This is a genomic window from Cryobacterium sp. (assembly GCF_026786305.1).
Lineage (GTDB): Bacteria > Actinomycetota > Actinomycetes > Actinomycetales > Microbacteriaceae > Cryobacterium.
Genome location: NZ_JAJAYI010000037.1, coordinates 16,663 through 43,240, shown reverse-complemented (window position 1 = coordinate 43,240; position 26,578 = coordinate 16,663). Strand labels below are relative to the sequence as shown.

Here is a 26,578-nt window from a genome sequence, read left to right as displayed (position 1 = left end):
GACATCATGAGCACGATTCGGGGCAGTATCAAACCAACACCGGGTGCCGGCACGGCGCCCGGTGGGGCTGGGGCGGCCCCGAATCGTCGCCGTGGCACATCTCGGCCGAGCCTGCATCGCGGCGAGGCGAAGTACGGCTGGCTGTTCATCACGCCGCCGATCATCATCATCGGGATCTTCCTGGTCGTGCCGGTGCTCCTCGCCATCTGGGTGAGCGTCAGCGACTGGAGCGGGCTCGGCTCGCCGCTGAACCCGCAGGTCAGTTTCGTCGGTTCGAAGAACTTCGAGGCGGTGCTCTCCGACCCGGGACTCGCCCAGAAAGACTTCGGCACGTCCATCCGCAACAACGCCTACTACGTGCTGCTCGTCGTGCCGCTGCAGACCGGACTGGCCCTGTTCCTCGCGGTTCAGGTGAACCGGCGCATCCTCAAGGGCCGCGGCTTCTTCCGCACCGCCTTCTACTTCCCCTCGGTAACGAGCTCGATCGCGATCACCGCGATCTGGTTGTTCCTCTTCGGCGCGACCGGCGCCGTCAACAAGATCCTCGGGTTCTTCGGGGCGAGCGGCCCGGTCTGGTTCGCCGATCCGCGCGGCGTGCTGCACATCATCCTCGGCGCAGTCGGCGTCTCCTCCGCACCGGATGCGCTCACGGGCGGCGGGATGCTCGGGGTCAGCTGGTGGGACTGGCTGAGCGGGCCGAGCGTGGCCATGTGTGCGATCATCCTGCTCGCCGTCTTCACGACGTCTGGAACCTTCATGCTGCTCTTCATCGCGGCCATGCAGGCGATCGGCGCCGAGGTCGACGAGGCAGCCCTGATGGACGGCGCCGGCCCGTTCCGCAAGTTCTTCTCGGTGACACTGCCGATGCTCAAGCCGACCCTGTTCACCGTGCTCACGCTCGGGCTGATCGGCACCTGGCAGGTCTTCGACCAGATCTACCTCACCGGAGGCGGCAAGCCGGGCAAGACCCTGCTGACACCCGCGTACCTGGCCTACCAGAGCTCGTTCAAGGACCTCAACTGGGGCCAGGGTGCGGCGATCTCGTTCATCCTGTTCGTTATCATCATCCTGCTCACCGCGCTGCAGCGCTATGTGCTGCGGGATCGGAAAGACACGGGCAAGGTGAGCCGGGCACTGGCGGGGGCGATCGCCGCCGATCACACCGTCGTCGTCGCGGCGACCACCGTGGCATCCGCTGCAGACCGGGGGTCCTCGACGTCTTCCTCGGGCGGGAGCACCTCCTCGAACCAGACCGGAGAAGAGAAATGAACGCCGTGACCACCCCGCACGCCCCGGCTGCCGTTGCCCCTGAGTCGACGCCCTCACCCAGACCGCGTAAACGATCGATCAGCTGGCGGCTCCGCACCGGCGCGGGACTCAGCTACCTGATGCTCAGCGTGCTCGCCCTGGTCTACATCTACCCGTTCCTGATAACAGTGTCCTCGGCGTTCAAGAGCGACGATGAGGCCACCAACGACCCGCTCCGACTGATCCCGCAGACGTGGTCGTTCGCCTCGTTCGAACGGCTGTTCACGGACGTGCCGCTGCCGCTGTGGACCATGAACACGGTCTTCGTGACCATCACGATCACTCTCGGCCGGGTGTTCTTCGACTCCCTCGCCGGTTACGCGCTGAGCCGACTGCGGTTCCGCGGCCGCGGACTCATCTTCGCAGCCCTCGTCGCGGTGATGGCCGTCCCCGGGGTCGTGCTTCTCATCCCGCGCTTCCTCATCCTCAAGCAGTTCGGCATGTACGACAGCTACGCGGGCATGATCGTGCCGCTGCTCGTCGATGCGGCCGGGATCTTCATTATGAAGCAGTTCTTCGAGTCCATCCCGAGCGGCGTGGAGGAAGCGGCCCGCCTCGACGGAGCCGGCGTCTTCCGCACCTTCTGGACGATCGTGCTGCCCATGGCCAGGCCGGCCCTGGTGACCCTGTTCATTCTGAGCTTTCAGGGCTCATGGAACGAGTTCGGCCACTTCATCGTGTCGCGGCAGAGTCCGGAGACGAACACCCTGACGACGGGTATCGCGTCGCTGTTCTCCGGCCAGCTCGGCTCAGGCAACGAGTATCCCCTCAAGATGGCGGCCGCCGTGCTGATGACCATCCCGGTCGCGATCATGTTCTTCGTATTCCAGAAGCGACTCACCAACACGACGGAAGGCTCTGAGAAGGGCTAGCACCGCCGGTCGGCCCGGCAAATAGCGGGAGTCACGGACAGGGCTGGCGGGGAGGGGCGAGTCGCGCCGCTACTGCCACTACTGCTGCTACTGCCGCTACGGCTCCGCGTCGACCGTGTAGATCGCGGCCTGCTCCGGGGAGAGTAGCGGCGCTGGCAGCCCGACGAGGGCGAGCACTGAACCGGGCAGGGTGATGCCGCCGCCGCCCAGCCAGCCGGGCGGCGCATCCTGCACGGTGCGGGGGGCGCCGCCGAGCGCGAGCGGAGTCACCCGGTAGCTCCGTTCGGGGTCAAGGCCGGGGAATCGGATCGGCGCGGGCAGGGCTGCGAGGGGAGCAGCCAAGGCGACGTAGGCGAACACGGCCGCGGCGCGGTCGGCCGACACAACTCCGTGCAGCTCAAGTGCGGGATCGCTCGGGTCGGCCCGCACAACAGTACCGGAGTGCAGCAGCGGCCGGAGCGCCTTGTACCGGCCGACCCACTCCGCGATCGAAGCCAGCTCGGCCTCGCTCGCCTGGGTTAGGTCCCATTCGATCCCGGCGCTGCCGAAGAGCGCGGTGGCGAGCCGGAAGCCGAGGTCGGCGGTGCGTCCGGTGGTGTGCGCGGTCGCTGCGCCGAGGTGCCCGCCCAGGTATTCGGGCGGCACGAGCACGCCCGTGTAGCGCTGGATCGCCTGTCGTTCGAGCGGGTCGTTGGTGTCGCTGGTCCAGACCCGGTCGACCCGGCTGAGGATGCCGAGGTCGATCCTGGCGCCGCCCGATGCGCAGGATTCGATCTCCACTCCGGGATGCGACTCCCGCACGGCGTCGATGAGGCGGTAGAGGGAAGCCGTCTGCCGGTGTGCGGAGCCGGCCAGCAGGTCGCGATTGTGGTCCCACTTAAGGTAGCTGATCGGGTACTCGGTGAGCAGGGCGTGGAGCCGCGCGAGCAGCCAGGCGAAGGCATCCGGGTTGTCGAGGTCGAGCACCCTCTGGAACCGCCAGGTCGGTGCGCCGTCTGGCCCGAGGACCCAGTCCGGATGCTGCCTGGCCAGGTCGGAATCAAGGCTCACCATTTCAGGTTCGACCCAGAGGCCGAAGTCGAGGCCGGCGTCGCGCACGTGGTCGATCAGCGGGTGCAGCCCATCCGGCCACCCTTCTGAATCGACGAACCAGTCGCCGAGCGCGCGCCGGTCGTCGGATCGGCCGGTGAACCAGCCGTCGTCGAGCACGAACCGTTCGACGCCGACCCGCGCGGCCACGTCGGCGAGCCGGATCAGCGTGGGTAGGTCGTGGTCGAAGTAGACCGCCTCCCAGGTGTTCAGTACGACCGGGCGAGACCGTGGGGCGGGGGCAGGCCAGGAGCGGATCCACGGGTGCAGCCTCGCTGAGAGTCCGTCGAGCCCGGCGTTCGAGTACACCGCCACGGTCCACGGGGAGGCGTAGCTCTCTCCCGCCGCCAGGCTGAGTTCGCCCGGGGCGAGGAGCTCGCCGCTGCCGACGGTGGACGCGCCGAGCGAGCTTTTTTCGGCCCAGGACCGTTTGTCGCCGCTCCAGGCCAGATGGGTGGCCCACACCTCGCCGGCACGGAAGCCGAAGCCAATGCTGCCGGCAACGGTCAGGAACGCGTCGTCGTGGCCCGGGCGGCCGTGCCGTGACTCGCGACTCCAGACGCCGTGGCCGAGGGTACTGCGCTGCGGGCGGCGCTCGTGGCTCCAGAGCCCGGTGAAGTCGAGGATCTCGGCGGCGCGGTCCGGCACCGGTAGGGTGACGTCGAGCGAGCCGAGTTCAAAGGCCGAGTTCGCGGTGTTGGTGAGGGTGTGGCGCAGCCGCAGCACGCCCTGCACGGACAGTTCAAGATCGGTGCACAGATTCAGGCCGAAGGCGGCATCCGTCAGTAGGAGGGCCAGAGTGAGCGGGCCGGCGGAGCTCACCTCGGTGAGACGGAGGTCGAGCGCGGCGGTGGTGCCGCCCGAGCGGAATCCGGTGATTCCGGGCCGGCCGCTCCAGCCCTCGCGGGCAGTCGGGAGCAAGGACAGGCGGAGGGGGATGTCGACCGAGCTCGGCGGGATGGCCGGCACGGCCGAATCGGCCAGCGCGGTCAGGTCGGTGATGGAGAGCGCACCGAGGTCGGCACCCCAGTGCACCACGACGGGAACGCCCGTGCCGCGGGCGTCCAGTACGAAACTGGTACCCGCGGCACGGAGGTGGTGGACCATCGACGGGACACCCGAGGCGGTTGTTGTCCGGACGGGAGAACTCACGTGATCTGCTGCTAACTGGTTGTCACTGCGTGAACGGGTGGAACGGGTGGAACGGGTGGCTGGTCACTGCGACCGGCCACCCGGTGACCGACTTACTTTTTCGACTACTTGTTGACCGGGATCGACTGCGCCGTCATGGCCGCGATCGTGTTGGTCTGGCCGACTTTCAACGCCTCGGAGAGGGTTCCCTTGCCGCTGACCGCAGCCTTGAAGCCATCCGAGACATCATTGTAGGTCTGGGTCATGGTCGGGCCCCAGACGAAGTTCGGGGAGACCTGGGCGGATGCGATGGCGAACTCGTCGTAGATCGCCTGGTCGCCGTAGAACGGCACGCCTGCCTTGAGCGCAGGCAGTTCGAGGCCGGACTTGGCCGCCGGGTAGAGGTTGGCGGACTTGTTCAGCATGGTGAGCGCCTCGTCGGAGGTGTTCAGCCACAGGGCGAACTTCGCGGCTTCGTAGGGGTGCTTGGAACCCTTGAAGACCGCGGTCGATGAACCACCCCAGTTGCCGCTGGCCTTGTCGCCGGCTTTCCACTGCGGGGACTGGGCGACGGCCCACTTGCCCGCCGTGTCCGGGGCGCCGCTGGCGATGGAGTTGGCACCCCAGGCTGCGGAGTTCCAGGTCCAGTTGCTGCCGGAGTTGTAGGCGTTGTTCCACTCATCAGTCCACGGCGGGTTCGTCGACACGAGGTCCCGGTCGATCAGGTCCTGCCAGTAGGCGGCGACCTTGGTTGTGGTCGGGTCCGTCAGGTCGACGGTCCAGTTGTCGCCGTCGTTCTTGAACCACTCGCCGCCGGCCTGCCAGACAAATCCGGCGAACTGGTTGATGTCACTCTGGGAGAAGTTGGTGATGTACCCACCAGTGGCGCGCACCTGCTCGGCCGCGGTGGCGAATTCCGCCCACGTGGTCGGAATCGCGATGTTGTTGGCCTTGAACAGATCGGCACGGTAGAACATGGCCATGGGGCCGGCGTCCTGCGGGATGGCGTAGACCGACTTGTCCTCGCCGAAGTTGACCTGTCCCCAGGTCCAGTCGACGAAGTCGCTCTTCGCGTCGAGCACGCCGTCGCAGGCGGCCAGATTGGTCAGTCCGTCCTGCACGCGGAAGTTCGGCAGGGCGTCGTACTCAATCTGGCCCAGGTCGGGCGCGTTGCCGGCCTTGAGCTGGTTGAAGAAGTTCTGGTACGTGCCGCCGTTGCCGTTCGGGCCGGTCTGGACTTTGACCTGGATGTCGGGGTTGGCCTTGTTCCACACGGCGACGGTTTCTTCCACGCCCGGGATCCAGGTGGTGAAGGTCAGGTCGACCTTGCCCGTGGAGGGGGCACACGCGTCGGCTGACGCGGTGCCGTCGGGGGAGCTGGCGGTGGCGCAGCCGGTGAGGGCGACGGTGGCCGCCGTGAGCAAGGCGACGGCGACTGCTCTTCTCTTCATGTGCATTCTGTTTTTCTTCTCTCTTGGTGAAGGGAATCCGCCTGGGCTGTCCAGACGGCTGGTGCGGGCAAAACGGGAGGTGCGGCGTGGGGCACTACTTGACCGAACCGGCGCTGAGGCCGTTTCGCCAGAAGCGCTGGAGAAGAAGGAAGATGATGATGAGGGGGATGATCGAAAGCAGGGCGCCGATCAGTACGTAGTCGCGCAGCACGGGGATCTGGTTGACCTGCGAGTTCCAGGCGTAGAGCCCGAGCGTCACCGGGAACAGGGTCTCGTCGCGGAGCATGATCAACGGCAGGAAGAAGTTGTTCCAGATGGCGACGAATTGAAACAGGAAGACCGTGACCAGGGCGGGCACCATCATCCGCACCGAGACGGTGAAGAAGGTGCGCACCTCGCCGGCGCCGTCGAGACGAGCGGCCTCGATCAACTCGTCAGGCACACTCGCCGAGGCGTAGATGCGGGCCAGGTAGACCCCGAACGGGCTGACCAGACTCGGCAGGAACACCGACCAGAACGTGTTGGTGAGGCTGATCTGCGAGAAGATCAGAAAGAGAGGCAGCGCGAGGGCCGTGGCGGGCACGAGCACCCCGCCGAGGACAACGTTGAAGATGAGTTCGCGGCCGGGGAAGTTGTACTTGGCCAGGGCGTAGCCGCACATTCCGGCGATGATGGTGCCGATGAGGGCACCGCCGCCGGCATAGAGGGCACTGTTGAGCATCCACTTGAGGTAGACGCCGTCGCGGTAGGCCACCAGGTTGCCGATGTTCTCGAACAACGAGAAGTCGGCGAACCAGAGCGGGTTCGTGGTGGTGAACTGTGAGCGGCTCTTCGACGCCGCGACCAGGAGCCACCAGATCGGCACCAGGAAGTAGAGGGTGAAGACGCCCATCACGATCAGGGCACCCCCGCGGGCCAGCGGGCTCTCGCGCGGGGCCCGCGGGGCGTGCGGGTTCTTCGATTGCACCGGGCGGACCCTGCGCGCCGGGCGCTCTGAGTCGGTCTTCATGGCGCTCACGTGGTTTCCTTCCGCTGGGTGAACTTCAGGAACGTGAAGGAGAGGATGAACGTGGCCAGGGCCAGCACGACGGAGAACGCGGCCGCGAGATTGAAGTTCGGGATGGATGAGGTCGAGTAAACCGTCAGGTTCGGGGTGAACGTGCTGGTCACCGCGGAGCTGAAGCTGCGGAACACCTGCGGTTCGGCGAGCAGTTGCAGGGTGCCGATGATGGAGAAGATCGCGGTGAGCACGATCGCGGGCATGATCAGCGGGATCTTGACCGACCAGGCGATCCGCAACTGGCCTGCCCCGTCGAGGCGGGCTGCCTCGTAGAGTTCCGTGGGGATAGCCAGCAGAGCCGAGTAGATGATGAGCATGTTGTAGCCCACGTAGACCCAGGTGACGACGTTGGCGATCGACCACAGCACCAGGTCTGCCGAGAGAAAGTTGATATTCTCGGTGACGGCGCGAAACGGCGACAGGTTGGGCGAGTAGAGGTATCCCCACATGATTGCCGCGATGACACCCGGCACGGCATACGGTACGAAGAAGGCGAGCCTGAAGAAGCGCTTGCCGCGCAGCAGCGGTGAGTCGAGCAGCAGCGCGAACAGCAACGCCAGGCCGAGCATGACCGGCACCTGTACGACGCCGAACATCAGTACTCGGCCGATCGACTGCCAGAAGGGCCCGTTCTGGAAGACCAGGATGTACTGGGTGAAGCCACCGAACACCTCGGTGGCCGCGCCGAAGGTGCCCTCGCGCTTGATCACCAGGAGGGATTCGTAGACCGCGTAGCCGATCGGCACAAGGTAGAACAGTCCGAACAGGATGCCGAACGGGAGCACGAAGGCGAGGATCGCCCCTTTGTGCTGCACCCGCACCTTCGACGCGCGTGGCTTCTTGGTCCTGGATACCCGGGCTGCACTGCCCTGGGCATCCGGGGACAAAGCGGCTGATGCGCTCATGATGCGGTGTCCTCTCTGATGACGCGAACGGCTCCGGCCGGCACGCGCACGACGTGGCCGATCGGATCACCGGTGATGAGGTCGTGGCCGGTTGCCGGCAGGGTGAGTTCGGTGCCGCCGTGGTTGATGATGAACAGGTAGCTGGCGGTGTCGCTCGTCCGGCGTACGACCTCGACCGTGCCGTCGCTCTCCGGGCCGATTGCGGTGACCCTGGCCTGCTGAGCGATCGTGCGCATCTGGTCGCGAAGGGCCTCGGCGTCGAGAGCGGTGGCCAGGTACCAGGCGGTGCCGGCGCCGTGACCGTTGCGGGTGACGGCCGGGATGCCGGGAAGCGGGCCGTCCAGGTAGCTGGCGATCACCTCCGCTCCGGTCGGGCGGAGCCGTTCGACCCACAGGCTCGCGGTGGCACCGGAGTCGAGGGTGACCTGCCGGCCGGGCGCCAGCGGGGCGAACTCCTCGACGGTGATGCCGAGCAGGTCCCGGAAGGCGCCGGGATACCCGCCGGTGCGCACTCGGTCGTCCTCGTCGACGATGCCGCTGTAGAAGGTGACGAGGGCGTGGCCGCCGCCGGCGACGAAGTCGGCGAGGTTCGCGGCCTGCCCATCGGTGACCAGGTAGAGGGCGGGGGCCACGACAAGGCGGTAGCCGGAGAGGTCCGCGTCGGGGGAAATGACGTCGACCGTGATGCCCAGCTCGTGCAGGGCAGTGTAGGCGGTGAGCACCTGATCGAGGTAGCGCACCTCGTGCGACGGACGGGACTCGCCGTCGCCGGCCCACTGTGCCTGCCAGCTGAAGATGATCGCGGCATCCGCCACGACGGTGGTGCCCGCGAGCTCTCCCAGCCGGTCGATGGCCGCGCCCAGTTCGACCACGTCGCGCCAGAGCACCGTGTCGGTGCCGGCGTGGGGCAACAGAGCGGAGTGGAACTTCTCCGAGCCCTGCAGCGAGGCCCGCCATTGGAAGAAGCAGACCGCGTCGGCGCCGCGGGCCACGTGGGTGAGGGAATTGCGTGCCATCTGGCCCGGCGTCTTGGCCAGGTTGACCGGCTGCCAGTTGACCGCGCCGGTGGAGTGTTCCATGAGCAACCAGGGTTTGCCGCCGGCCAGGCCGCGAGTGAGGTCCGCGGCGAAGGCCAGTTCGGTGGTGGGGTCGGCCAGGCGGATGTCGAGATAGTGGTCGTTGGCGACCACGTCCACCTCGGGGGCCCAGGACCAATAGTCGAGATTCTTGATGTGCGTGGTCACCATGAAGTTGGTGGTAACGGGCACCGCGCTGAGGCGGCGAAGCACCGCGGTCTCACGGCGATAGTACTCGAGTAGTTCGTCTGAACTGAACCGGTGGAAGTCGAGGACCTGGCCGGGGTTACGGCTCGAGAGAGTGATGCGTGGGGTGAGGATCTCGTTCCACTGGCCGTAGCGCTGGCTCCAGAACGAGGTGCCCCAAGCGGCGTTCAGCGCGTCGATGCTGCCGTACCGGTCCTGAAGCCAGGTGCGGAAGGCGGCCGCGGTGTCGTCGCAGTAGCAGAGGGCATTGTGGCAGCCGAGTTCGTTGGACACGTGCCAGAGCGCGATGGCCGGGTGCCTTCCGTAGCGTTCGGCGACCTTCTCGACCAGGGCGAGGGCGCGCTCGCGGAACACCGCGGAGCTCGAGCACCAGGCCTGGCGACCGCCGGGGAATCGGGTGGTGCCGTCCTCGGCCATCGGGAGCATCTCGGGGTGCAGCGTGGTCAGCCACGGCGGGGGCGATGAGGTTCCGGTGCCCAGGTTGACGCGGATGCCGCCGGCGTGCAGCAGCTCGATGATCGCGTCGAGGGCGGCGAAGTCGTACTCCCCCGGGCTCGGTTCGAGCTGGGACCAGCCGAAGATGTTGATGGCGACGAGGTCGACTCCCGCCTCCTGCATGAGGGCTACATCTTCCACCCAGACCTCTGGGCTCCACTGCTCGGGATTGTAGTCACAGCCGAAGGCGATGCCCTCGTGGCTGAACACGGTGGCAGGACGCAAGCGGACCGCGGTTGTTGCTCCCGGATTCATGTGCTCCCTGACCGTGCTTTCGTTTCTCTCGACGTTGCTCTGTGAACGAGCACAGGGTGGGAAGTGACAACTTCGCGTTGAGATTCTGTGAACGTACACAGAGTAGGTATTGGCTCGCGCCCGTGTCAAGCGGAATCGGCGAAACCGGGGGCTACAGTTATCAAATGGTGACCGTTCCGACTCGACGCAAGCGTGCGACCATCAACGATGTCGCCGTGGAAGCCGGTGTGTCCCGCGGCACGGTGAGTCGGGTGGTCAACAACGAGCCCTACGTCTCCGAACAGGCCCGCACGGCAATTGAGGCGGCGATCGAGAAGGTCGGCTACGTGCCGAACAACGCCGCCCGCAGTCTGGTCATGCAGCGCTCGCAGGCGATCGGGTTCATCGTGCACGAACCGCACTCCCTATTCCTGGATGATCCCAACATCGGCGGCATCCTGCTCGGCGCCAACTCCGTGCTCTCCCGCGCCGACTATCAGATGGTCAGTCTCGTGATCGATTCCCAACGTGATACCGACCGGGTCGCCCGCTATCTGAGCGGCGGATTCGTCGACGGGGTCATCATGGTCTCGGCGCGCTACGAGGATCCGATGACCCGCGTCGTGGAGAAACTGGCGATGCCCGCTGCCTTCGTCGGGCATCCGCCCGACCTGCGCCAGCTCCCCTTTGTGGGAATCGACAACCGCCGCTCGGCGCGCGCGATCACCGAACGCCTCATCGGCACGGGGCGCCGGCGGATCGGTATGATCGCCGCCGCGCTGGACCGGGACTCCGGCGCCGATCGCCTGGCCGGTTTCACAGATGCCCTCGGTTCCCGCTTCGACCCGGCCCGCGTGGCGCGCGTGGCGCTCTACACCTTCTCGGACGGCGCAGACGGAATGCGCGCCCTGCTGGCTGTCGACCCTGACATCGACGGGGTCTTCGCGGCCTCTGACGCCGTTGCCGCCGGCGCGCTCGAGGCGCTCCGCGATGCCGGGCGCAGCGTGCCGGGTGACGTGGGGATCGTCGGGTTCGATGACAGCACCTGGGCGCTCCGCACCCAGCCGCAGCTGTCCACCGTGCACCAACCGGCCTTCGGACTCGGGGCCGCGGCTGCCGAGTGCGTGCTCGGCCAGCTGCGCGGCGAGGAGCAGCCGGCCGACGGCATCCTGCTGGAGACCCCCATCGTCTGGCGCGATTCCGCCTGATCGCCTGCCGGGGTTCATCGTCGCGAAAACCGGGGCCAGGAACGGCTCCCGCTGCCCCGCGCCCAGTAGTCGGTCGGCGCTGGCGGTGGTGGAGAATCCCCCCCGTTTGGCCATCATTTTGCCCTTGATTGATTAAGCCAGCAATCACGAAGTTCTCCAGTGGCTTCACGAAGTTCTCCAGTGGTTTCACGAAGTTCTCCAGTGGCTTCACAGTGAAGAGCGCAATACCTTCTCTGTCGTGGGCCGAGCACGGCAAAATATACCTATTTGAGAAAGACCCAGATTGAGCCCTGAAACCCTGTATGAAGCAGGAACATCACTGGGGTTGTCAGCTACCCTTTGGCGCGCGGCCGAGAGTGACCGCCTGTCTCGACCTGTCCTCGAAAAACGGCCGCCCGTTCTGTGTACCGGCGTAGAGGTCGAAATCTGGCACCGCAGCATCGTGCGCCGCCGCATCTTGCACTTTGTGCGTCGTTGCACTTAGTGTAAGCAAGTGTCTTCCCTCAACATCGCCCCCGATCGCCGTGCCGAGCTCAAAGCACGGTACCGTCAGGCCATTCTGGATGCCGCCGACTCCCTGATCCGGGAGCGGGGTAAACCGCATTTCAGTGTCGACGAACTCGCTGAGCGTGCCGACGTCTCCCGTCGAACCGTGTTCAACCACTTTTCATCGCTCGAGGACGTGATCATGACGACCTGCACCCGGCTGCTGAGCGCAACCGTCGACGAGTTCCGTGCGGCGACGGCGTCGACTCCCGCAGGAGACGGTACTCGAGAAAGCCTGTTTGAGGAGATCACCTCGGCGCTTCGTCACGTCGATCTGCCACCCGTGGTCGCCTACCTTGCCGGCGTGCTCACCGCGGAGGGTGAGACGGGTCGTTCCCAGCACGGCATCGGCGACGTCTTCACCCGCACCACCGAGCAGCTCTCAATCGAGATCGCCGAACGAACGAACGCGATCGATGAATTCGAAGTGGCGGTCCTCGTCAGCTCCGTGATGAACGGCATCGCCGTGGTGTCTGGCCATTGGTTAGCCCGCACGGCCGGGGCGCTCGACTCATCCTCGCGCACCGTGTGGGACGAGCTGCTCGACCGTCTCATCTCCACCCTCTGCACTGGTTACGAAACTCCCGATCATCAAGAAAGAACCTGATCAATATGGCATCCCTCCTCTACCGACTCGGTAGGTTCTCCGCGCGCCGAGCGTGGCTGGTCATCGTCGCGTGGACGGCCATTCTCGTTCTCGCCGGCGGTGCGTTCGCACTCTTCGGCGGAACGCTCACCTCGGCCGTCAGTATCCCCGGCACCGCCACCCAGAAGGTCAGCGACGAGCTCGCCGCGAAATTTCCGTCAGCCAGCGGTGGGCGGGGCACTGTCGTGTTCACCACCACTGACGACTCCACGTTCACGGCGGCGCAAAAAACCGCCATCGGAGACCTGCTCCGGAGTACGGTGGATCGCAACAATGTGAAATCGGCGACGAACCCCTTTGACACCCAGTCCCAGATCGATGATCAGGCGGGGCAGGTCATCAGCGGCCGGCAGAAAATCACAAATGGAACGGCCCAGATCAAGGCGGGGCAGGTGCAGATTGACGCGGCCATGGCCCAGGCCGATGCCGGTCAGGCGCAGCTCGATGCCAGCCGCACCCAGGCGGAGTCGGCGGGGCAACTCGCCGCCGCTGCGCCGCTGCTCGATGCGCAGCAGGCCCAGATCGATGCGGGCCGAACGGCGATTGCCGGGCAGCAGGAGACTCTCGATGCGAGCCGCACCGAACTCGAGGCGCAGAGCACCACGCTCGAGCAGGGAGCCGCTCTGCTTGACCTGGCTGCAGGCATCCGTCAGGTATCGACCGATGAGACGACCGCCGTCGCGAGCGTCCAGTTCGACACGTCGCTCAACCAGGTGCCAGCCGAATCGAAAAACGCCGTCGTCGCGGAGCTGAACGACGCAGGAATTGACGGCGTCACGGCCGAGGTTTCCAACGACATAGCCGCCAGTATTCCCGAGATCCTCGGCCCGGGCGAGATCGGCGGTGTGATTGTTGCGGCCGTCGTGCTGTGGGTCATGCTCGGCACCCTGATCGGTGCGGGGCTCCCGTTGCTGAACGCACTGATCGGGGTGGGCGTCGGCGTGCTCGCCTCGCTTGCACTGTCCGGAACCGTCGAGATGCTCTCCGTTACCCCGGTTCTGGGTGTGATGCTTGGGCTCGCGGTCGGGATCGACTACTCGCTGTTTATCCTCAACCGGCATCGAACCCAACTGCGCAACGGCCTGGAACTGCATGAGTCGATCGGACTGGCCAACGGCACATCCGGCAACGCGGTCGTGTTCGCTGGCGCCACCGTGCTCATCGCCCTGCTCGCCCTCAACCTCACCGGCGTACCCTTCCTCGGGCTCATGGGTACGGTGGGCGCCGTCTGCGTTTTCGTCGCGATTCTCATCGCGATCACCCTGACGCCGGCGATGCTGAGCGTGGTCGGAACGAGGATCCTCACGAAGAAGGCCCGCGTGCGTGCCGGCAGCACCGACAACCACGCCCGGGTGCCCGCCAAACCGATGAACACCGTGCGCGCCGTCGTGACGGTGGTCGGCGGTATCATCGTGCTGCTCATCGTGGCTATCCCCGCACTCTCGATGCGCCTCGGGCTTCCCGCCGGCTCCTCAGAACCGCTCAACTCAAGCGCCTACCAGGCCAACAAACTCGCTGACGAAAAGTTCGGCGCCGGAGTGAACGGCCCGCTGCTCGTGGTCGCAGACCTTGATACGGCCATCACGGCAGACGATCTGGTCGCGGAACAGGTGCGCATCGGCGCCGCTCTAAAAGCGGAGAACGACGTCGTCGCCGTCGCGCCGATCGGAGCATCCGACGATGACCTGCTGCTCGCGTTCCAGGTTATCCCCGCGGAGGGGCCGACCAGCGAATCGACCGAGCAGCTCGTTCGGGACCTGCGCGGTCTCGAGATTGACGGTGTCACAGCCCTCGGTGTCGCAGGCAACGCATCGGGCAACATCGATGTGAGCGAAAAACTCGCCGCAGCGCTTCCGCTGTACCTTCTCGTTGTCGTGGGGCTCTCGGTGATCATCTTGATCTTCGTGTTCCGTTCGATCCTGGTGCCGGTCACCGCGACGCTGGGCTTCGTGCTGTCTCTGTTCGCGTCCTTTGGGGCAATCACGGCGGTCTTCCAGTGGGGCTGGCTCGGGGTGGTGTTCGGCATCCACGATCCAGGGCCGATCCTGAGCTTCTTGCCCATCCTCGTCGTTGGTGTTCTGTTTGGACTGGCGATGGACTACCAGCTGTTCCTGGTCAGTGGCATGCGGGAATCGTACGTTCATGGTGCCTCGGCCCGCTTGGCTGTCCAGCGCGGTGTTCACGCCGGGCGTACCGTGGTCATCGCCGCCGCCCTCATCATGGCCTCGGTCTTCTCTGGCTTCATCTTCTCGAACTCGGTGATGATCCAGTCGATCGGCTTCGGGCTGGGCATCGGGGTACTGCTCGACGCGTTCGTGGTGCGGCTGCTCATCATCCCGGCCGTGATGCACCTGGTGGGCGACGCGGCCTGGTGGCTGCCGAAGTGGCTCGACCGCATCCTGCCCAACATCGATGTGGAAGGCGCTTCGCTCGAACGGTTGCACCCCGTCGTGCCCGTGAGCGAACCCGAGCGCGTCACGACGCCGATTGCCTGACCTGCTGTCGGGCGACGGATCTGACTCTGTCGCCCGGCGGGCCCGCTCCCGAAGAACTTAGGTAATGCGGGTGCATGCTCCGGGGGCCGTGACGTTCTCACCCTGTTCCGCGCGCAGCGGCACCCGGATTCACCGATAAAATAGAAGTCACCTGCACGAGGAAGTGGTGGCGCAATCATTTGGAACCGGTCCCGGCGTCGTGCTGACGCTCACGCGCACGTCAGTGAACCCGACGTGAACGCTGAGCTGCCCGACCTTGAGCGTACGGTCGATGAAGGCCTGCTCATCGCCTTGTCGGCCGTGCGGATGGCCGTGAAGAATGACATTATCGTGGGCGCACTGCGCGAGCACTTCGACTACGACCCCGGGCGTTACGCCGACAACGCCCGCAGCGAGCTGCATCGCCTGGCTCGGCAGAACGAAGAGTATGCCCGGCGGGTCAGCCGGATGGGTCGGGATCTCGCGGCAATGAAGTGGCGGTTGAGCCTCACCGACGACCAACGACACGACCTGAAGCAGTTCGCCCTAAGATTTCGCGTGCACGAGCGATTGACACTCGCTCTCGATGCCGTGGCCGATGACGATGAGCAGGTGGCGCGGATCGTGGCGAGTGCACAACAGTCGGCGAGCGAGGAGGTCAGCTCAGCGGTCTCCTCGAAGCTCATCGAGCTGGCCGTCGACCAGCGCGAGCCCGACTACGCCGAACATCGCGGCGAACGTCTGGAAGCATTCGTTCTCATCAACCTGGCTATTCTGAAGTCCAAGCACGACGCGGCCACCAGCCCCGAATTCAACGAGTACTGAAGTCGGTGATCGTTTGGGCCACCAGCTGGTCGAATGTAGGCGTACTGAGCAGGGCGAAGAACACGACGTTGCAGACGACAGTGGTCCAGAATGCCTCGCGAAAGCTCCTCTTCTGGGTCTTGTGCCGCAGAACCTGCTGCGCCACGATCGCGCCCGGCCAACCGCCGATGAAGCCCCAGAACAGCAGCATGCGTTCCGACACCCGCCAGCCGCCGAACCTCGCCCGGCGCTTATCGACGCCGTAGAGGGCGAAACACATCAGGCTGGTGACGAGGTAGAGCACGGCCACCCAGAGCGGTCTTGGCCAGTACACGGCGCCGACCAGGTAGAGCACCGCGAAGACGGCGATCGCGAGGTAACTGCCACGGCCCGCAGCACGGCGGGAGCGGGCGATGACCATGACCCCATGCTAGAGGCTACAGACGAGGCAGAAACCGTTGCCAGAGACGACGGTGGGTGCCCGTGACGCAGCCGCGGCACGGCTGCGGGGCGACGTCGCCCTAACGTGAGGCGTGCCGTCATCCCGACCACGCGACGATCGGGTGTGGTGCGCGAATGCCGCGCACCACACCACCGGTGACGCGCACGTCGAGCACGCTCGGCGCTGGCACGAGTGGAAGGGAGGAAGACTCTGTCGAAAGCGTTTGGAGTACCACTAGTACCCCGATCTGTCGAACTTGCTGTTGTTTGTTACCGATATTCCGGGTTCGGCTCAAACCCGAAGCGTTCGCCGCGGTCCCAGTCCCGGAGCAGGTTGCCGAATGCCGGGATGCCGCCGTTCTTCTTCAGGATCGAGGCGAGGTGCATGAGGTTCCAGCTCATGAAGGTCGTGTTGCGGTTGGTGAAGTCGTTCTGCGGTCCGCCCGATCCCTCGTCGAGATAACTGGGGCCGGGACCGATCTCGCCGATCCAGCCGGAGTCGGCGGCGGGCGGAATTGAATAGCCAATGTGCTGCAGGCTGTAGAGCAGGTTGGACGTGCAGTGTTTCACGCCATCTTCATTGCCGGTGATGATGGCGCCGCCGACCTTGCCGTAGAAAACATACTGGCCCTTGTCATTGAATTCACCCGAGTGAGCGTACAGCCGTTCCACGACGCGCTTGGTCACCGAGCCGTTGTCGCCGAGCCAGATCGGCCCGGCCAACACGAGGATGTCTGCGGCTTGCACCGTCGTAAACAGCGACGGCCAGGCATCCGCTTGCCAACCGTGTTCGGTCATGTCGGGGTAGACGCCGGTGGCGATGTCATGGTCGATGGCGCGAATCAGGTCGACCTGCACGCCCTGCTCGCGCATGATCCTCGCGCTGAGGTCAACGATGCCCTGGGTGTTGCTGACTTCGGGGCTGCGTTTGAGGGTGCAATTGATGAAGACGGCGCGCAGGCCGGAGTAGTCGAAGGATTTCCGCTGGGCACCACTCGTCTCGTTCACTCACTGAGTAAACCATTCACTGATACGGGAAAAAAGGGGGTTGATTTCGGTGCCGGTGGCGCGCTGCACCGCAGCGCGGCGCGGGAAGCCCCCGATAACTGGTATAGTTTTCAAGTTGTCTCCGGCTCTACTGTTCGCGGGATTGACATGCGCTCGTAGCTCAACGGATAGAGCATCTGACTACGGATCAGAAGGTTGGGGGTTCGAATCCCTTCGGGCGCACAGCTAAACCCGTCGCACAAGCCTTATTACGTGTCAGACGGGTTTTTTTTCGCGCAGCTGCGTGTCGTTACGCGGCGAAGGCTTTTCTTGGCAGGTCGCGTTCACCGCCATCAGGGTGTCGATCGTCTCGTCCGAGACGTCGGCCATAGTTCCAAAAGCGACGAGCCCGGCAGCACACGCAGGTCACCAGCGACCACGGCTCCGGCGATACCCAGATCTGCAATGCGCTCGGCGCAGCGCGCGTGCAGGGTGAGTTTGGCGCCTTCCTGGCTCAGAATCTGCTAAATTTCTCGGCCCAACCCCCCAGCGGCTCCAACGATAAGAACGGATGAGCCGGCGAGGGAAGTCACACAGTCAGACTGGACGGTATGCCCTGTGGTTGCGCACGAATAACAATTCCATCCCCGCGCTGGGATAGCATCGGTCGAAGTGAGCAAAATTCACTAGTTTGAATTCGTTTGATTCTCAGAGGAATCCGGTACAAGGTTGCGTCCGAGTTTCTCACCGGGCAATGTTCGGGCGCCCGGTGAGGAAGGCATTCCTGCGAGGGATTGCCTCGGTGGGACGAGGGGTAGGGCCCTCGTTCCATCGCCCCCTACCCTCCAGGTCTACTGACCGAGTCGTCCCCCAATGCGCCGCGGCAATCAACTCGCAGTTTGTCGCACAAAAGCGTCAGCTGCGTCAGCTCGTCGTCGGTGAGGGTTTCGCCAATGCGCACGGCAATGGAGTCCATGTGGTCAACGGCAACTCGCCGAAACAGGGCGAGGCCGACATCCGTCAACTCGATGATGGTACCGCGACCGTCGTCCGGGTCGGTGTGCTTGTGCAGATAGCCCCGGGACACGAGCCGGTCAACGAGCCGGCTCACGCTCGGCTGGGTCAGGAGCACGTGTTGGTTGAGATCACGCAGGCGGATGTGCCGGTCCGGCTGCCGCGACAGGTTGAACATCACGTCGTACTCGTTGAGCGAAATTTCCTTGGAGGGAAAATTCGCCGCGAGGCTGCGCATGATGGCGACCTGGGCGCGAAACAGGGATTCCCACGCGCTCACCGCGGCCGTTCGATCCACCACCTGCGGCTCCTTGCCTCTTCGAGTTGTTCTCCAAGGATAGAGACTCGGGGAGGTCGCCGGGGAATCGCACATGGCTGCACCGGCAGCATCCGCTCGTGGGGCAATGGTCAGGTGCTTGGCATGAAACTCGCAGGTGATTTTCTTGACGAAAGGTGGCGCCCGTTACCTATTCGTTATATGTTTTAGGTGCGTCAATCGTTTGCTGTGGCGGATGACGTGAAATGTGATTGCAGGACACTCTTGGTGCAAGGGAAGAGGGTCGGTCGTAGCCTCTGCGACTGGCCCTCAATCACTTTAACGCCGCCACCTTCACGCCTCTGTGAGAGACCGAAATTTCTGCCCGGCAACCCCGGCCTAGAACAGGTCGGGGCTCGGCGTGGTCGACTGGCGTATGGCGACGTCCGCGTGGCGGTCGAAGCGGTAGCCGACTCCGCGAACAGTGCGCACGATGTCTTCATAGCGGCCGAGCTTGGAGCGTAGGCGACGAACGTGCACGTCGATGGTCCGCTCGTTCGGGGTGTCTTCCTCGTCGGCGGAGTTCCACAGCGACGAGACGATCTCGGCGCGGTCGATGGTGCGGCCCTCGCGTAGCACGAGGTACTGCAGCAGCTCGAACTCCTTGTAGGTCAGCGCGGCGGTCTCGTTGTCGAGAATGACCCGCTTGCGGGAGATGTCCACGACCACGCCACTTTGGGCACGGTCCAGTTCCTCGGGCTCGGCGCGGCGCTGGGCCAGAGCGGCCGGGTCCTGCAAGGCCAGGCGCACGACGTCCACATCGCGCCCGCCGGCGCCCTCGGGAGCCAGTGCGACGGCGGCGTAAGTCTCGGCCGAGGGAGCTATCTCGGCGGCGAGAGCCTTGAGTGCCTCAACGATGCGGTTCAGGCTCGTGCCGGCTGCGGCCGCCTTGGCCTCGTCGATGCCGACGTAGAGCACGAAACCGCGAGCCTCGGTGCCGGTCGGCACGGCGCGAATTCGCGGGGCGGCAACCGGCGGGACCAGATTGAGTTCGGGGCGGTTGACGTGTGTGGGGCGAGTGGGGTGGATGTGTGCGAGAGACATGGCGTGGGTCCTTGACTGTTCGATCGAAGGGAGCCCGGCGGATGCGCGAAAGCGCGCTTTCCGTAAGTGGAGGCTCCCTGTGGCCCGTGGGGCCGGAGGGCGAATGCGTCAAATCAGCATTCGAGGCGTCGGCCTGACGATGTCAGGCGCAGGACGCGAGGAGGAACGTCTTGGTTAGCGGCACATTCGGCAACAGCGGATGGCGGGGGTGCCGGCCATCATCATGGCGGCAGTCCCGGGGGCCTCAAGGGAGGTCAGGGGGCGTGCGCTGGTTGTCATAACTGCGAGTAAAGCCGAATGTGACGCCGTGTGTCAATTTGATGTCACGGGAAGTCGCCGGATGACGTGCATCACGTTCGCAGGGCCGCGCCCATTTAGGCGATTCCGTGCGCAATCACGTCTTTATGAAATATTCCGTTATGAAGCGTGATTCAATCAAAGATTGTTAATGTTAACCGGGCCTGGCGTGTTGCTGGTCGCAGGACCTACATGCGCTGGTCGGGTTGTATCGGTCAGGTCGTCAGACCAGTCCGTACAATCGGTCGCCGGCGTCGCCGAGGCCGGGCACGATGTAGCCCAGCTCGTTGAGCTTTTCGTCGACGGCGCCCAGCACGATCGTCACTTCGCGGCCGGCCAGGGCTTTCTCAACGGCGGCAAGGCCTTCCGGGGCGGCGAGGATGCAGATCGCCGTCACGTCGACCGCGCCGCGGGCGAACAGAAAATTGATGGCCGCAATGAGTGACCCGCCGGTGGCGAGCATCGGGTCGAGCACAAAGCACTGCCGATCCGATAGATCGTCGGGAAGACGCTCGGCATAGGTTGTGGGCTGTAGAGTCTCTTCGTTGCGGGCCATGCCAAGAAAACCAACCTCGGCGGTCGGCAGCAGCTTGACCATGCCCTCGAGCATTCCGAGGCCGGCGCGCAGAATCGGCACGACGAGTGGCTTCGGGTCGCTGATGCGCACGCCCGGAGCGGCCGATACAGGGGTCTGCACGGTGACAGCCTCCACGCGCACGCCGCGCGTGCCCTCGTACGCGAGCAGAGTCATGAGCTCCTCGACCAGCGATCTAAATAACGGCGACGGCGTGTCTTTATTGCGAAGCACGGTGAGCTTGTGCGTGATGAGCGGGTGGTCGGCAACATGGACTCGCATAGGCTCAATTCTACTAGAGGCAATCCCCCCGGCTTGAGGTGACGCATGCGCGAACGAGATCAGCACACTGAGTGGATGCTGCTCGCCCTGACCGAGGCGCGCGCGGCCCTGGCGTCCGACGACGTTCCGGTCGGCGCCGTCATTGTCGATGCTGCGGGCCAGGTGATCGGCCGGGGGCGAAACGAGCGAGAACTGCACCAGGACCCGACGCTCCACGCCGAGGTCGTGGCCATCCGGGAGGCGGCCGCGCACACCGACGACTGGCACCTGATCGGATGCACCCTGGTCGTCACGCTCGAACCCTGCGTCATGTGCGCCGGCGCGATCCTCGCCGCGCGAGTGCCCACCGTCGTGTTCGGTGCGTGGGACGAGAAGGCGGGAGCGGCCGGGTCGGTCTACGACGTGCTGCGCGACCGTCGACTCAACCATCGGGTTGAGGTTTTCGCGGGCGTCGACGAGAAGGCGTGCGCTTTGCTCCTTCGAGAGTTTTTCGAGAATCCAGCTCGTCGATCAGCCCGCTGAGGCCTACTCCAGTCCCTTGATCACAAAAGTGTCGGTCGGCGGGTTGGCGAGGTTCGGGTCGAAGAAGATGTCGGGTTCGAGATAGATCGTGCGGGCGAGCGGCACCGCGGCGCGAATGCGGGTTTCGACGGCATTGATGTCGGCGGCGACGTCGGCAAAGCGGTGCTCGCCGTCAAAGGCAACCTTGGCGCCGACCAGAATCTCATCCGGCCCGAGGTAGAGAGTCTTGAGGTGGATGATGCGTTTAGTTTCCGGGCCATTCAAAATGGCCGCTTCGATCGCATCCAGGTCCTTCCTGCTCGCGCCCTCACCCACCAGCAGGCTCTTGGTTTCGATGCCCAGAATGATCGCGACGAGCACGAGCAGGACGCCGATGGCAAGCGTTCCGACGGCGTCCCAGATTGGCTCATCGGTGACGATAGTCCAGCCGACGCCGACGAACGCGAAGGCGAGGCCGGTGAGGGCCGCGACATCCTCGAGCAGCACGACCGGCAGCTCGGGCGCTTTGGCATGGCGAACGAACTGCACCCAGGTCTGGTTTCCGCGCAGATGGTTTGATTCCTTGATCGCAGTGCGTAGCGAAAAGCTCTCAAGCACCATGGCGATGGCGAGCACCAGAATCGGCAGCCAGGCATTTTCGAGCGGATGCGGGTGCTGCAACTTGTCGAAGCCCTCGTAGAGCGAGAACACCCCACCGATCGAGAACAGGATGATCGAAACCACGAAGGCGTAGACGTAGCGTTCACGCCCGTAGCCGAACGGATGCTCCAAATCGGCCCGCTTCTTAGCCTTGCGACCGCCCAGCAGCAGGAGCAGTTGGTTGCCGGCATCCGCTACCGAGTGCACCCCCTCGGCGAGCATCGAGGACGAGCCGGAGAAGCCCCACGCCACGAACTTGGTCACTGCGATCCCCAGATTGGCCGCGAATGCGGCCACGATTGCCTTGTTTCCGCCCGGTGCGCTCATGAAAACATCTTAGAACCGTGTGCCAGCGGGTTGGAGCAGGAGGGTTCTGGGCGATCGTTATGGGCAGCCCGATGACGGAAAAAGTAGACTGGTCGGATGACTTCTTCTCAGAATGTGACTCTGCCCACGATCGCCTTCCTCGGCGCCGGTTCCATGGCCCGCGCCATTCTGGCCGGTCTGCTCAAGCCGGGCGTGACCGTGGACGGCGGCATTCGCGTCACCAACCGTACCGCGGCGAAGGCCGCGGAGCTGGCGGACACCGAGGGTGTCACCGCCTACGCGACCGAGGTCGACTCCGACGCCAATCTCAAAGCCATCGACGGTGCCCAGATCGTCATCATCGCCGTCAAGCCGTACATGGTGGCCGATCTGCTCGGCGAAATTGGCGCCTCCCTCGCCCCCGGCACGCTCGTTCTGAGCGTCGCGGCCGGCGTCACGATCGACACCTTCGAGTCGCTCCTGCCCGAGACCGTACACGTCATTCGCACCATGCCGAACACCCCCGCCGTCGTCGGCATGGCCGTTACCGGCATCAGCGCCGGTAGCCGGTCGAGCGAGGCCGACCTCGCGCTCACGAGCGCCCTGTTCGCGACCGTCGGCGACGTGCTGGTCGTGCCCGAAAGCAAGCTCGACGCCCTCAGCACCATCTCCGGCTCCGGCCCAGCCTACGTGTTCTACCTGATCGAGCAGCTCACGGAAACGGCCATCGGAAAGGGCTTCACCCCCGCGGAGTCGGCCGTCATGGTCAACGGTACCTTCCTCGGCGCGAGCGCGCTCCTCGCCGTGTCCGACAAGTCGCCGAGCGAACTGCGCCGCCAGGTGACCAGCCCGGCCGGCACGACTGAACGTGCCGTCTGGGAACTCGAAAAGGGCGGCCTCAAGGAGCTCTTCGATACCGCGACGGATGCCGCCCTGGCGCGCGCCAGGGAACTCGCCGCCTCCTAGCGCGCACCCGCCTCCCAGCGCACCCGTCAGCGCCTTACAGCCCTTCGGCGATGACGGCCGTGGCCTGCAGCCACGCGGCGCGGGTGCGCGGCGCCAGGGCGTCGACGTTGAGCGGGCCGCCACCGACCAGTGAGGCATCGTAGGGAACGTCGACGACCGTGCGGGTGAGCTGGCGAAAATGGTCATGCAGGCGCTTGGACAGCTGCTCGTCGGCGGTTTTCGACGGCGACGCGAGCACGGTGACGGCCTGGGCGACCTTGTCGGCGTGACCCTTCTGCCGCAGGCCGTCGATCAGCGAGGCGGCACCGTAGCCGGTGTCCTCGCGAATCGTCGACACGATCACGAGCTGGTCGGCGGTATCGACCGCAGCCTCCCAGTTGCTGGCCCGCATGTTGTTGCCGGTGTCGATCACGAGAACCCGGTAGAAACGGCTCAATGTCTTGTGGAGCTTGCGAAAGGCGTTGTCGTCGATACTCGCTGCACCCGCCGGATCGAGGTCGGAGGCGAGTGCGTCGAACTGGGCATCGCCCTGCGAGCGCACGTAATTGTCGAGGTCGCCGACCCGGGAGCGGGTATCGCCGAACCGGTCGAGGTCGCGCAGCAGGTCCACGGCCGTGTTGGTGTGCCGGGCGGCTTGGGCGCGCACACCCAGCGTTCCCATGGTCTCGTTGTTGTCCCAGGCGAGGGTGTAGCCGCCGCGATAGATGCCGAACGTGGCAGCGATGAGCAGCGTCGCCGTTGTCTTATGGGCGCCACCCTTGGGGTTGAGCACCACGATCGTGCGCGGGCCGTTCAGGCTGCGCTGAACGGCCGTGATGGCGGTGCGTTGCTGGCGCTCGGTCGAACTCGGCGTGGGCGAGACCAGGCCGCCCGTGAGGCGGCGTAGGGCGCCCTGCCAGCCCTGCTCGGCCGGTCCGGCGGGCGCCGGTGGCCGTGAGCTGAGAAAGTCGGCGAGGTTCGGCGCCACGCTTGATGCGGCCGGTGACGCGGGCGCGGCATCCGTTCTGGGCGCTACCAGCGACTCGAACAGGGCGTTGGCGGGCGCCGTGACGGAGGGCTGCATCAGCGTGGCAAAGGGTGTCGATGTCTCGAGTTCGGTCACGACTGGAAGAGGCGCCGTAGTCGCCGGCTTCGGGCGGCTGGCAACCACAACCGGCCCGGCCGACTCGACCCGCCCGTTCGGGTGCACGGTCAGCGGCCAATCGCCTTGCTCATCACTGACCTGCAGCAGAACGGATTGCCCGCGACTGCGAGCGGTCTCGACCACGAGGCCGATGATCTCCTCGCGAACGCCGGCTTCATCGGTACCGGTGACGCGGTGCCGGGAGCCATCGATGTTCACCTCGCCCGTCGTATCGGTGTGAACTGCGGCAACAATGTCAGCCGGGGTGTTGGCGAGAGCGGGCACGTCGTGTGACATGGGAGAGCCTTTCCGTCCACGCACACGTCGTCAGCGCGCAACCTCAGGTGAGCTGCGGCGAGAAATGTCCGTACTAGGAGAATAGCCGGTCGTCTCCCCCGAATAGGGGAGCGTCAGGAACCGAGCGCTGCGAACCGTTCAATATCGGCCTCGGCGCCCGACACGATGATGAGGTCGTGGCTGGAGACGACGGTCTCCGCGGTCGCGTAGGTGAACGGTTTTCCGGGGCTCTTGACGCCGACGACGGTCACGTTGTACTTGCGGCGCACCCCGGAATCGACGAGGTTGAGACCGCGAATGGGCTTCGGCGGGATCATCTTCACGAGGGCGAAATCGTCGTCGAACTCGATGAAATCGAGCATGCGACCCGACACCAGATGGGCGACACGTTCGCCGGCCTCGGCCTCGGGGTAGATGACGTGGTTGGCACCAATGCGTTCAAGAATTTTACCGTGCGATTTGGAGATGGCCTTGGCCCAGATCTGCTGAATCTTCAAGTCGACCAGGTTGGCGACGATGAGCACGCTGGCTTCAATCGATGAACCGACGGCGCAGACGGCAATCGAGAAGTCCTGTGCGCCGATTTGCTGCAGGGCCTCAAGCGAACGGCCATCCGCTTGAACGGCATGCGTCACCCGCTCCGACCACTTCGACACGAGCACCTCACTCGTGTCGACGACGAGTACCTCGCGGCCCAGTCGGTCGAGCTGGCCAGCGGTGGCCGCGCCGAACCGTCCGAGCCCGATGATGAGCACGGGGGCATCGTGTTTGATGCGATCAACCAACGATGGGTCTCTCTTCCGGGCGTTTGAACAGTTGCCTGCTGTGGCTCGCGGCCAGTGCTGCCGCGAGAGTCACTGTACCAACCCGGCCCATGAACATCGTCGCCGCCATCACGTACACGCCTTCCGGCGGCAGGTCGGCGGTGAGCCCGGTTGACAGGCCGCAGGTCGCGAACGCGCTGATCACGTCAAACAGCACGACGTCGAGCGGTTGCTTCGAAATATGCAGAATGAGGATGCTCGCGACAGCCACGGTAGTCGCGCCCCACAACACGACGCTGACCGACAGGCGCAGAATGTCGCTCGGAATACGTCGGCCGAAGGCCTCCATCTCCTGCTTGCCGCGCGCTTCAGCAAACGCGGCGAGAAAGAGGATGGCCAGGGTTGTGACTTTAATACCGCCGGCGGTCGACGCCGACCCGCCACCAATAAACATGAGCATGTCGGTGAGGAGCAGACTGGATCCGTTCAGGTCGCTGATCTCGATCGTCGCGAAGCCGCCCGACCGGGTCATCACCGACATGAACAACGATTGAAAGATGGTGTCGCCCGCATTGAGCGACCCAAAGGTCTTCGGATTGTCGAATTCCAGAATGATGTACAGCACCATGCCGACGATCATGAGGGCGATCGTTGTGACGAGGGTGAGTTTGACGTGCACCGACCAGCGGCGCGGCTTTCTCCAGCCGCGGGCGAAGGCGTAGATCACCGGAAAACCGAGACTGCCCAGAAAGACACCGATCATGAGCGCGCTGAGAAACCAGTAGTCGTTTGCGAACTGGTCCAGGCCGCCGGAGTTCGGGTTGAAGCCGGTGTTGGTGAAGGCCATCGCGCTGTAGTAGAAGCTGTGCCACAGCGCTTCGCCCAGGGCTACGCCGGCCTGCAGCATACGGGGAAAAAGCAGGGCGGCGACACCGACCTCGATGACGAGTGCGCTGATCGCGACGGTGAGCAGCAGGCTGCCGACCTCGCCGAGCCGCACGGTCTGGCCCTCGTTGACCGGGCCGGCGTGAATGCGCGAGGGGTTGGAGTCGCTCGCCGCCATCAATTTGGCGCGAAGCCCGAGCCGCCGTGAGATGACGAGTCCCATGAGCGACGCGAGCGTCAACACGCCGATTCCGCCGATATTGACGCCAACGAACACCAGAATGTCACCGAACGTCGACCAATGCGTGGCCATATCGACGGTCGCGAGGCCGGTGACGCAGATGACCGAGACCGCGGTGAACAGGGCGTCGTGCAGCGGGGTCATCGTGCGGTCGGCGGAGGCGACCGGCAGCGAAAACAGCAGGGTGAACACCATGATGAGGGCGGTGAACACGAGGATGGCGAACCGCGATGGCGATTGGTGGGCGAGCGAATCAACGCCATCCCGAATGCGCACCAGAATCGACATCGGGCGCGGAAAAAATGGTTCAGTTCCGGTTCTCGACAGCACCTAGAACCCCTGACTAACCTGCGACCCTGGACAGTTTGACATGG

22 protein-coding genes and 1 tRNA gene are annotated in these 26,578 nt (G+C 65.0%); 9 read left to right on the top strand and 14 right to left on the bottom strand.

Going from position 1 to position 26,578, the window contains the following annotated elements:
• Positions 1 to 6 precede the first annotated feature (6 nt).
• A complete protein-coding gene (locus tag LH475_RS03990; protein ID WP_297412918.1) occupies positions 7 to 1,269 on the top strand; it encodes a sugar ABC transporter permease in 1,263 nt (420 codons plus the stop codon).
• Positions 1,270 to 1,388: 119 nt separating this feature from the next.
• The gene (locus LH475_RS03985) at positions 1,389 to 2,180 is read left to right on the top strand and encodes a carbohydrate ABC transporter permease (protein ID WP_297412952.1); all 792 of its coding nucleotides are present in this window, start codon (positions 1,389 to 1,391) and stop codon (positions 2,178 to 2,180) included.
• 96 nt (positions 2,181 to 2,276) lie between these two features.
• On the opposite strand, the gene LH475_RS03980 is transcribed toward LH475_RS03985, so the two are convergent.
• From LH475_RS03980 to LH475_RS03960, 5 genes are all read right to left on the bottom strand, one after another.
• A complete protein-coding gene (locus LH475_RS03980) occupies positions 2,277 to 4,376 on the bottom strand; it encodes an alpha-galactosidase (protein ID WP_297412917.1) in 2,100 nt (699 codons plus the stop codon).
• A gap of 149 nt (positions 4,377 to 4,525) precedes the next feature.
• Positions 4,526 to 5,851, bottom strand: coding sequence for an extracellular solute-binding protein (locus tag LH475_RS03975; RefSeq protein ID WP_196842808.1), 1,326 nt, complete (start codon positions 5,849 to 5,851; stop codon positions 4,526 to 4,528).
• 94 nt (positions 5,852 to 5,945) lie between these two features.
• Positions 5,946 to 6,860: a carbohydrate ABC transporter permease gene (locus LH475_RS03970; protein WP_297412951.1), complete on the bottom strand. Its 915-nt coding sequence runs from the start codon at positions 6,858 to 6,860 to the stop codon at positions 5,946 to 5,948.
• A 5-nt stretch (positions 6,861 to 6,865) separates the two neighbouring features.
• Entirely contained in the window at positions 6,866 to 7,816 is a 951-nt protein-coding gene (locus tag LH475_RS03965) for a sugar ABC transporter permease (RefSeq protein WP_196842807.1), read from the bottom strand.
• Positions 7,813 to 9,849: a beta-galactosidase gene (locus tag LH475_RS03960; protein WP_297412916.1), complete on the bottom strand. Its 2,037-nt coding sequence runs from the start codon at positions 9,847 to 9,849 to the stop codon at positions 7,813 to 7,815. The genes LH475_RS03965 and LH475_RS03960 overlap by 4 nt, the downstream gene beginning before the upstream one ends.
• Before the next feature lie 164 nt (positions 9,850 to 10,013).
• Between LH475_RS03960 and LH475_RS03955 the strand changes: the two genes are divergently transcribed.
• The 4 genes from LH475_RS03955 (at position 10,014) to LH475_RS03940 (ending at position 15,527) form a co-directional block, all read left to right on the top strand.
• Positions 10,014 to 11,036, top strand: a complete 1,023-nt coding sequence (locus LH475_RS03955) for a LacI family DNA-binding transcriptional regulator (RefSeq protein ID WP_196842805.1) — start codon at positions 10,014 to 10,016, stop codon at positions 11,034 to 11,036.
• A gap of 493 nt (positions 11,037 to 11,529) precedes the next feature.
• Entirely contained in the window at positions 11,530 to 12,189 is a 660-nt protein-coding gene (locus LH475_RS03950; RefSeq protein ID WP_196842804.1) for a TetR/AcrR family transcriptional regulator, read from the top strand.
• A gap of 5 nt (positions 12,190 to 12,194) precedes the next feature.
• Positions 12,195 to 14,723, top strand: coding sequence for an MMPL family transporter (locus LH475_RS03945; RefSeq protein ID WP_297412915.1), 2,529 nt, complete (start codon positions 12,195 to 12,197; stop codon positions 14,721 to 14,723).
• A 234-nt stretch (positions 14,724 to 14,957) separates the two neighbouring features.
• Positions 14,958 to 15,527: a hypothetical protein gene (locus LH475_RS03940; RefSeq protein ID WP_196842802.1), complete on the top strand. Its 570-nt coding sequence runs from the start codon at positions 14,958 to 14,960 to the stop codon at positions 15,525 to 15,527.
• On the opposite strand, the gene LH475_RS03935 is transcribed toward LH475_RS03940, so the two are convergent.
• Positions 15,514 to 15,927 (bottom strand): DUF1294 domain-containing protein, encoded by a 414-nt coding sequence (locus LH475_RS03935; RefSeq protein WP_297412914.1) that lies wholly within the window; start codon positions 15,925 to 15,927, stop codon positions 15,514 to 15,516. The genes LH475_RS03940 and LH475_RS03935 overlap by 14 nt on opposite strands.
• A 290-nt stretch (positions 15,928 to 16,217) precedes the next feature.
• Positions 16,218 to 16,955, bottom strand: a complete 738-nt coding sequence (locus tag LH475_RS03930) for an NAD(P)H-dependent oxidoreductase (RefSeq protein ID WP_196842800.1) — start codon at positions 16,953 to 16,955, stop codon at positions 16,218 to 16,220.
• A 149-nt stretch (positions 16,956 to 17,104) separates the two neighbouring features.
• Between LH475_RS03930 and LH475_RS03925 the strand changes: the two genes are divergently transcribed.
• Positions 17,105 to 17,177, top strand: a tRNA-Arg gene (locus tag LH475_RS03925).
• A 595-nt stretch (positions 17,178 to 17,772) separates the two neighbouring features.
• Here the strand turns inward: LH475_RS03925 and LH475_RS03920 are convergent.
• The 3 genes from LH475_RS03920 to upp form a co-directional block, all read right to left on the bottom strand.
• On the bottom strand, positions 17,773 to 18,249 hold the full coding sequence (locus tag LH475_RS03920) for a MarR family winged helix-turn-helix transcriptional regulator (RefSeq protein WP_297412912.1): 477 nt from the start codon (positions 18,247 to 18,249) through the stop codon (positions 17,773 to 17,775).
• A gap of 354 nt (positions 18,250 to 18,603) precedes the next feature.
• Complete coding sequence (locus LH475_RS03915; RefSeq protein ID WP_196842798.1) at positions 18,604 to 19,308, bottom strand: winged helix-turn-helix domain-containing protein; 705 nt, start codon at positions 19,306 to 19,308, stop codon at positions 18,604 to 18,606.
• 520 nt (positions 19,309 to 19,828) lie between these two features.
• Positions 19,829 to 20,461 carry a uracil phosphoribosyltransferase gene (gene upp, locus LH475_RS03910; protein ID WP_297412911.1) on the bottom strand — a complete coding sequence of 211 codons (633 nt, stop codon included), beginning with the start codon at positions 20,459 to 20,461 and terminating at the stop codon, positions 19,829 to 19,831.
• A gap of 45 nt (positions 20,462 to 20,506) precedes the next feature.
• Here upp and tadA point away from each other — a divergent pair, with 45 nt between their 5' ends.
• Positions 20,507 to 20,983 carry a tRNA adenosine(34) deaminase TadA gene (gene tadA, locus LH475_RS03905; protein WP_297412910.1) on the top strand — a complete coding sequence of 159 codons (477 nt, stop codon included), beginning with the start codon at positions 20,507 to 20,509 and terminating at the stop codon, positions 20,981 to 20,983.
• A 3-nt stretch (positions 20,984 to 20,986) separates the two neighbouring features.
• On the opposite strand, the gene LH475_RS03900 is transcribed toward tadA, so the two are convergent.
• The gene (locus LH475_RS03900; RefSeq protein WP_196842796.1) at positions 20,987 to 21,949 is read right to left on the bottom strand and encodes a cation diffusion facilitator family transporter; all 963 of its coding nucleotides are present in this window, start codon (positions 21,947 to 21,949) and stop codon (positions 20,987 to 20,989) included.
• A gap of 96 nt (positions 21,950 to 22,045) precedes the next feature.
• On the opposite strand from LH475_RS03900, the gene proC reads away from it, so the two are divergent.
• On the top strand, positions 22,046 to 22,894 hold the full coding sequence (gene proC / locus LH475_RS03895; RefSeq protein WP_196842795.1) for a pyrroline-5-carboxylate reductase: 849 nt from the start codon (positions 22,046 to 22,048) through the stop codon (positions 22,892 to 22,894).
• 34 nt (positions 22,895 to 22,928) lie between these two features.
• Here the strand turns inward: proC and LH475_RS03890 are convergent, their stop codons facing one another.
• The 3 genes from LH475_RS03890 to LH475_RS03880 form a co-directional block, all read right to left on the bottom strand.
• Complete coding sequence (locus LH475_RS03890) at positions 22,929 to 24,314, bottom strand: chromosome partitioning protein (RefSeq protein WP_297412908.1); 1,386 nt, start codon at positions 24,312 to 24,314, stop codon at positions 22,929 to 22,931.
• A 113-nt stretch (positions 24,315 to 24,427) separates the two neighbouring features.
• On the bottom strand, positions 24,428 to 25,099 hold the full coding sequence (locus tag LH475_RS03885) for a TrkA family potassium uptake protein (RefSeq protein ID WP_196842793.1): 672 nt from the start codon (positions 25,097 to 25,099) through the stop codon (positions 24,428 to 24,430).
• Positions 25,092 to 26,492, bottom strand: a complete 1,401-nt coding sequence (locus LH475_RS03880) for a potassium transporter TrkG (RefSeq protein WP_196843033.1) — start codon at positions 26,490 to 26,492, stop codon at positions 25,092 to 25,094. The genes LH475_RS03885 and LH475_RS03880 overlap by 8 nt, the downstream gene beginning before the upstream one ends.
• Between the last annotated feature and the right edge of the window lie 86 nt (positions 26,493 to 26,578).

Bases quoted from the DNA above. Each gene is read 5' to 3' on its own strand.
- LH475_RS03955 (WP_196842805.1), top strand. From the start codon at position 10,014: ATGGTGACCGTTCCGACTCGACGCAAGCGTGCGACCATCAACGATGTC.
- upp (WP_297412911.1), bottom strand. From the start codon at position 20,461: ATGCGAGTCCATGTTGCCGACCACCCGCTCATCACGCACAAGCTCACC.
- LH475_RS03970 (WP_297412951.1), bottom strand. From the start codon at position 6,860: ATGAAGACCGACTCAGAGCGCCCGGCGCGCAGGGTCCGCCCGGTGCAA.
- LH475_RS03890 (WP_297412908.1), bottom strand. From the start codon at position 24,314: ATGTCACACGACGTGCCCGCTCTCGCCAACACCCCGGCTGACATTGTT.
- LH475_RS03985 (WP_297412952.1), top strand. From the start codon at position 1,389: ATGCTCAGCGTGCTCGCCCTGGTCTACATCTACCCGTTCCTGATAACA.
- LH475_RS03975 (WP_196842808.1), bottom strand. From the start codon at position 5,851: ATGAAGAGAAGAGCAGTCGCCGTCGCCTTGCTCACGGCGGCCACCGTC.
- LH475_RS03990 (WP_297412918.1), top strand. From the start codon at position 7: ATGAGCACGATTCGGGGCAGTATCAAACCAACACCGGGTGCCGGCACG.
- proC (WP_196842795.1), top strand. From the start codon at position 22,046: ATGACTTCTTCTCAGAATGTGACTCTGCCCACGATCGCCTTCCTCGGC.
- LH475_RS03915 (WP_196842798.1), bottom strand. From the start codon at position 19,308: ATGTCTCTCGCACACATCCACCCCACTCGCCCCACACACGTCAACCGC.
- LH475_RS03980 (WP_297412917.1), bottom strand. From the start codon at position 4,376: ATGGTCCACCACCTCCGTGCCGCGGGTACCAGTTTCGTACTGGACGCC.
- LH475_RS03935 (WP_297412914.1), bottom strand. From the start codon at position 15,927: ATGGTCATCGCCCGCTCCCGCCGTGCTGCGGGCCGTGGCAGTTACCTC.
- LH475_RS03880 (WP_196843033.1), bottom strand. From the start codon at position 26,492: ATGTCGATTCTGGTGCGCATTCGGGATGGCGTTGATTCGCTCGCCCAC.
- LH475_RS03960 (WP_297412916.1), bottom strand. From the start codon at position 9,849: ATGAATCCGGGAGCAACAACCGCGGTCCGCTTGCGTCCTGCCACCGTG.
- LH475_RS03965 (WP_196842807.1), bottom strand. From the start codon at position 7,816: ATGAGCGCATCAGCCGCTTTGTCCCCGGATGCCCAGGGCAGTGCAGCC.
- LH475_RS03945 (WP_297412915.1), top strand. From the start codon at position 12,195: ATGGCATCCCTCCTCTACCGACTCGGTAGGTTCTCCGCGCGCCGAGCG.
- LH475_RS03900 (WP_196842796.1), bottom strand. From the start codon at position 21,949: ATGAGCGCACCGGGCGGAAACAAGGCAATCGTGGCCGCATTCGCGGCC.
- tadA (WP_297412910.1), top strand. From the start codon at position 20,507: ATGCGCGAACGAGATCAGCACACTGAGTGGATGCTGCTCGCCCTGACC.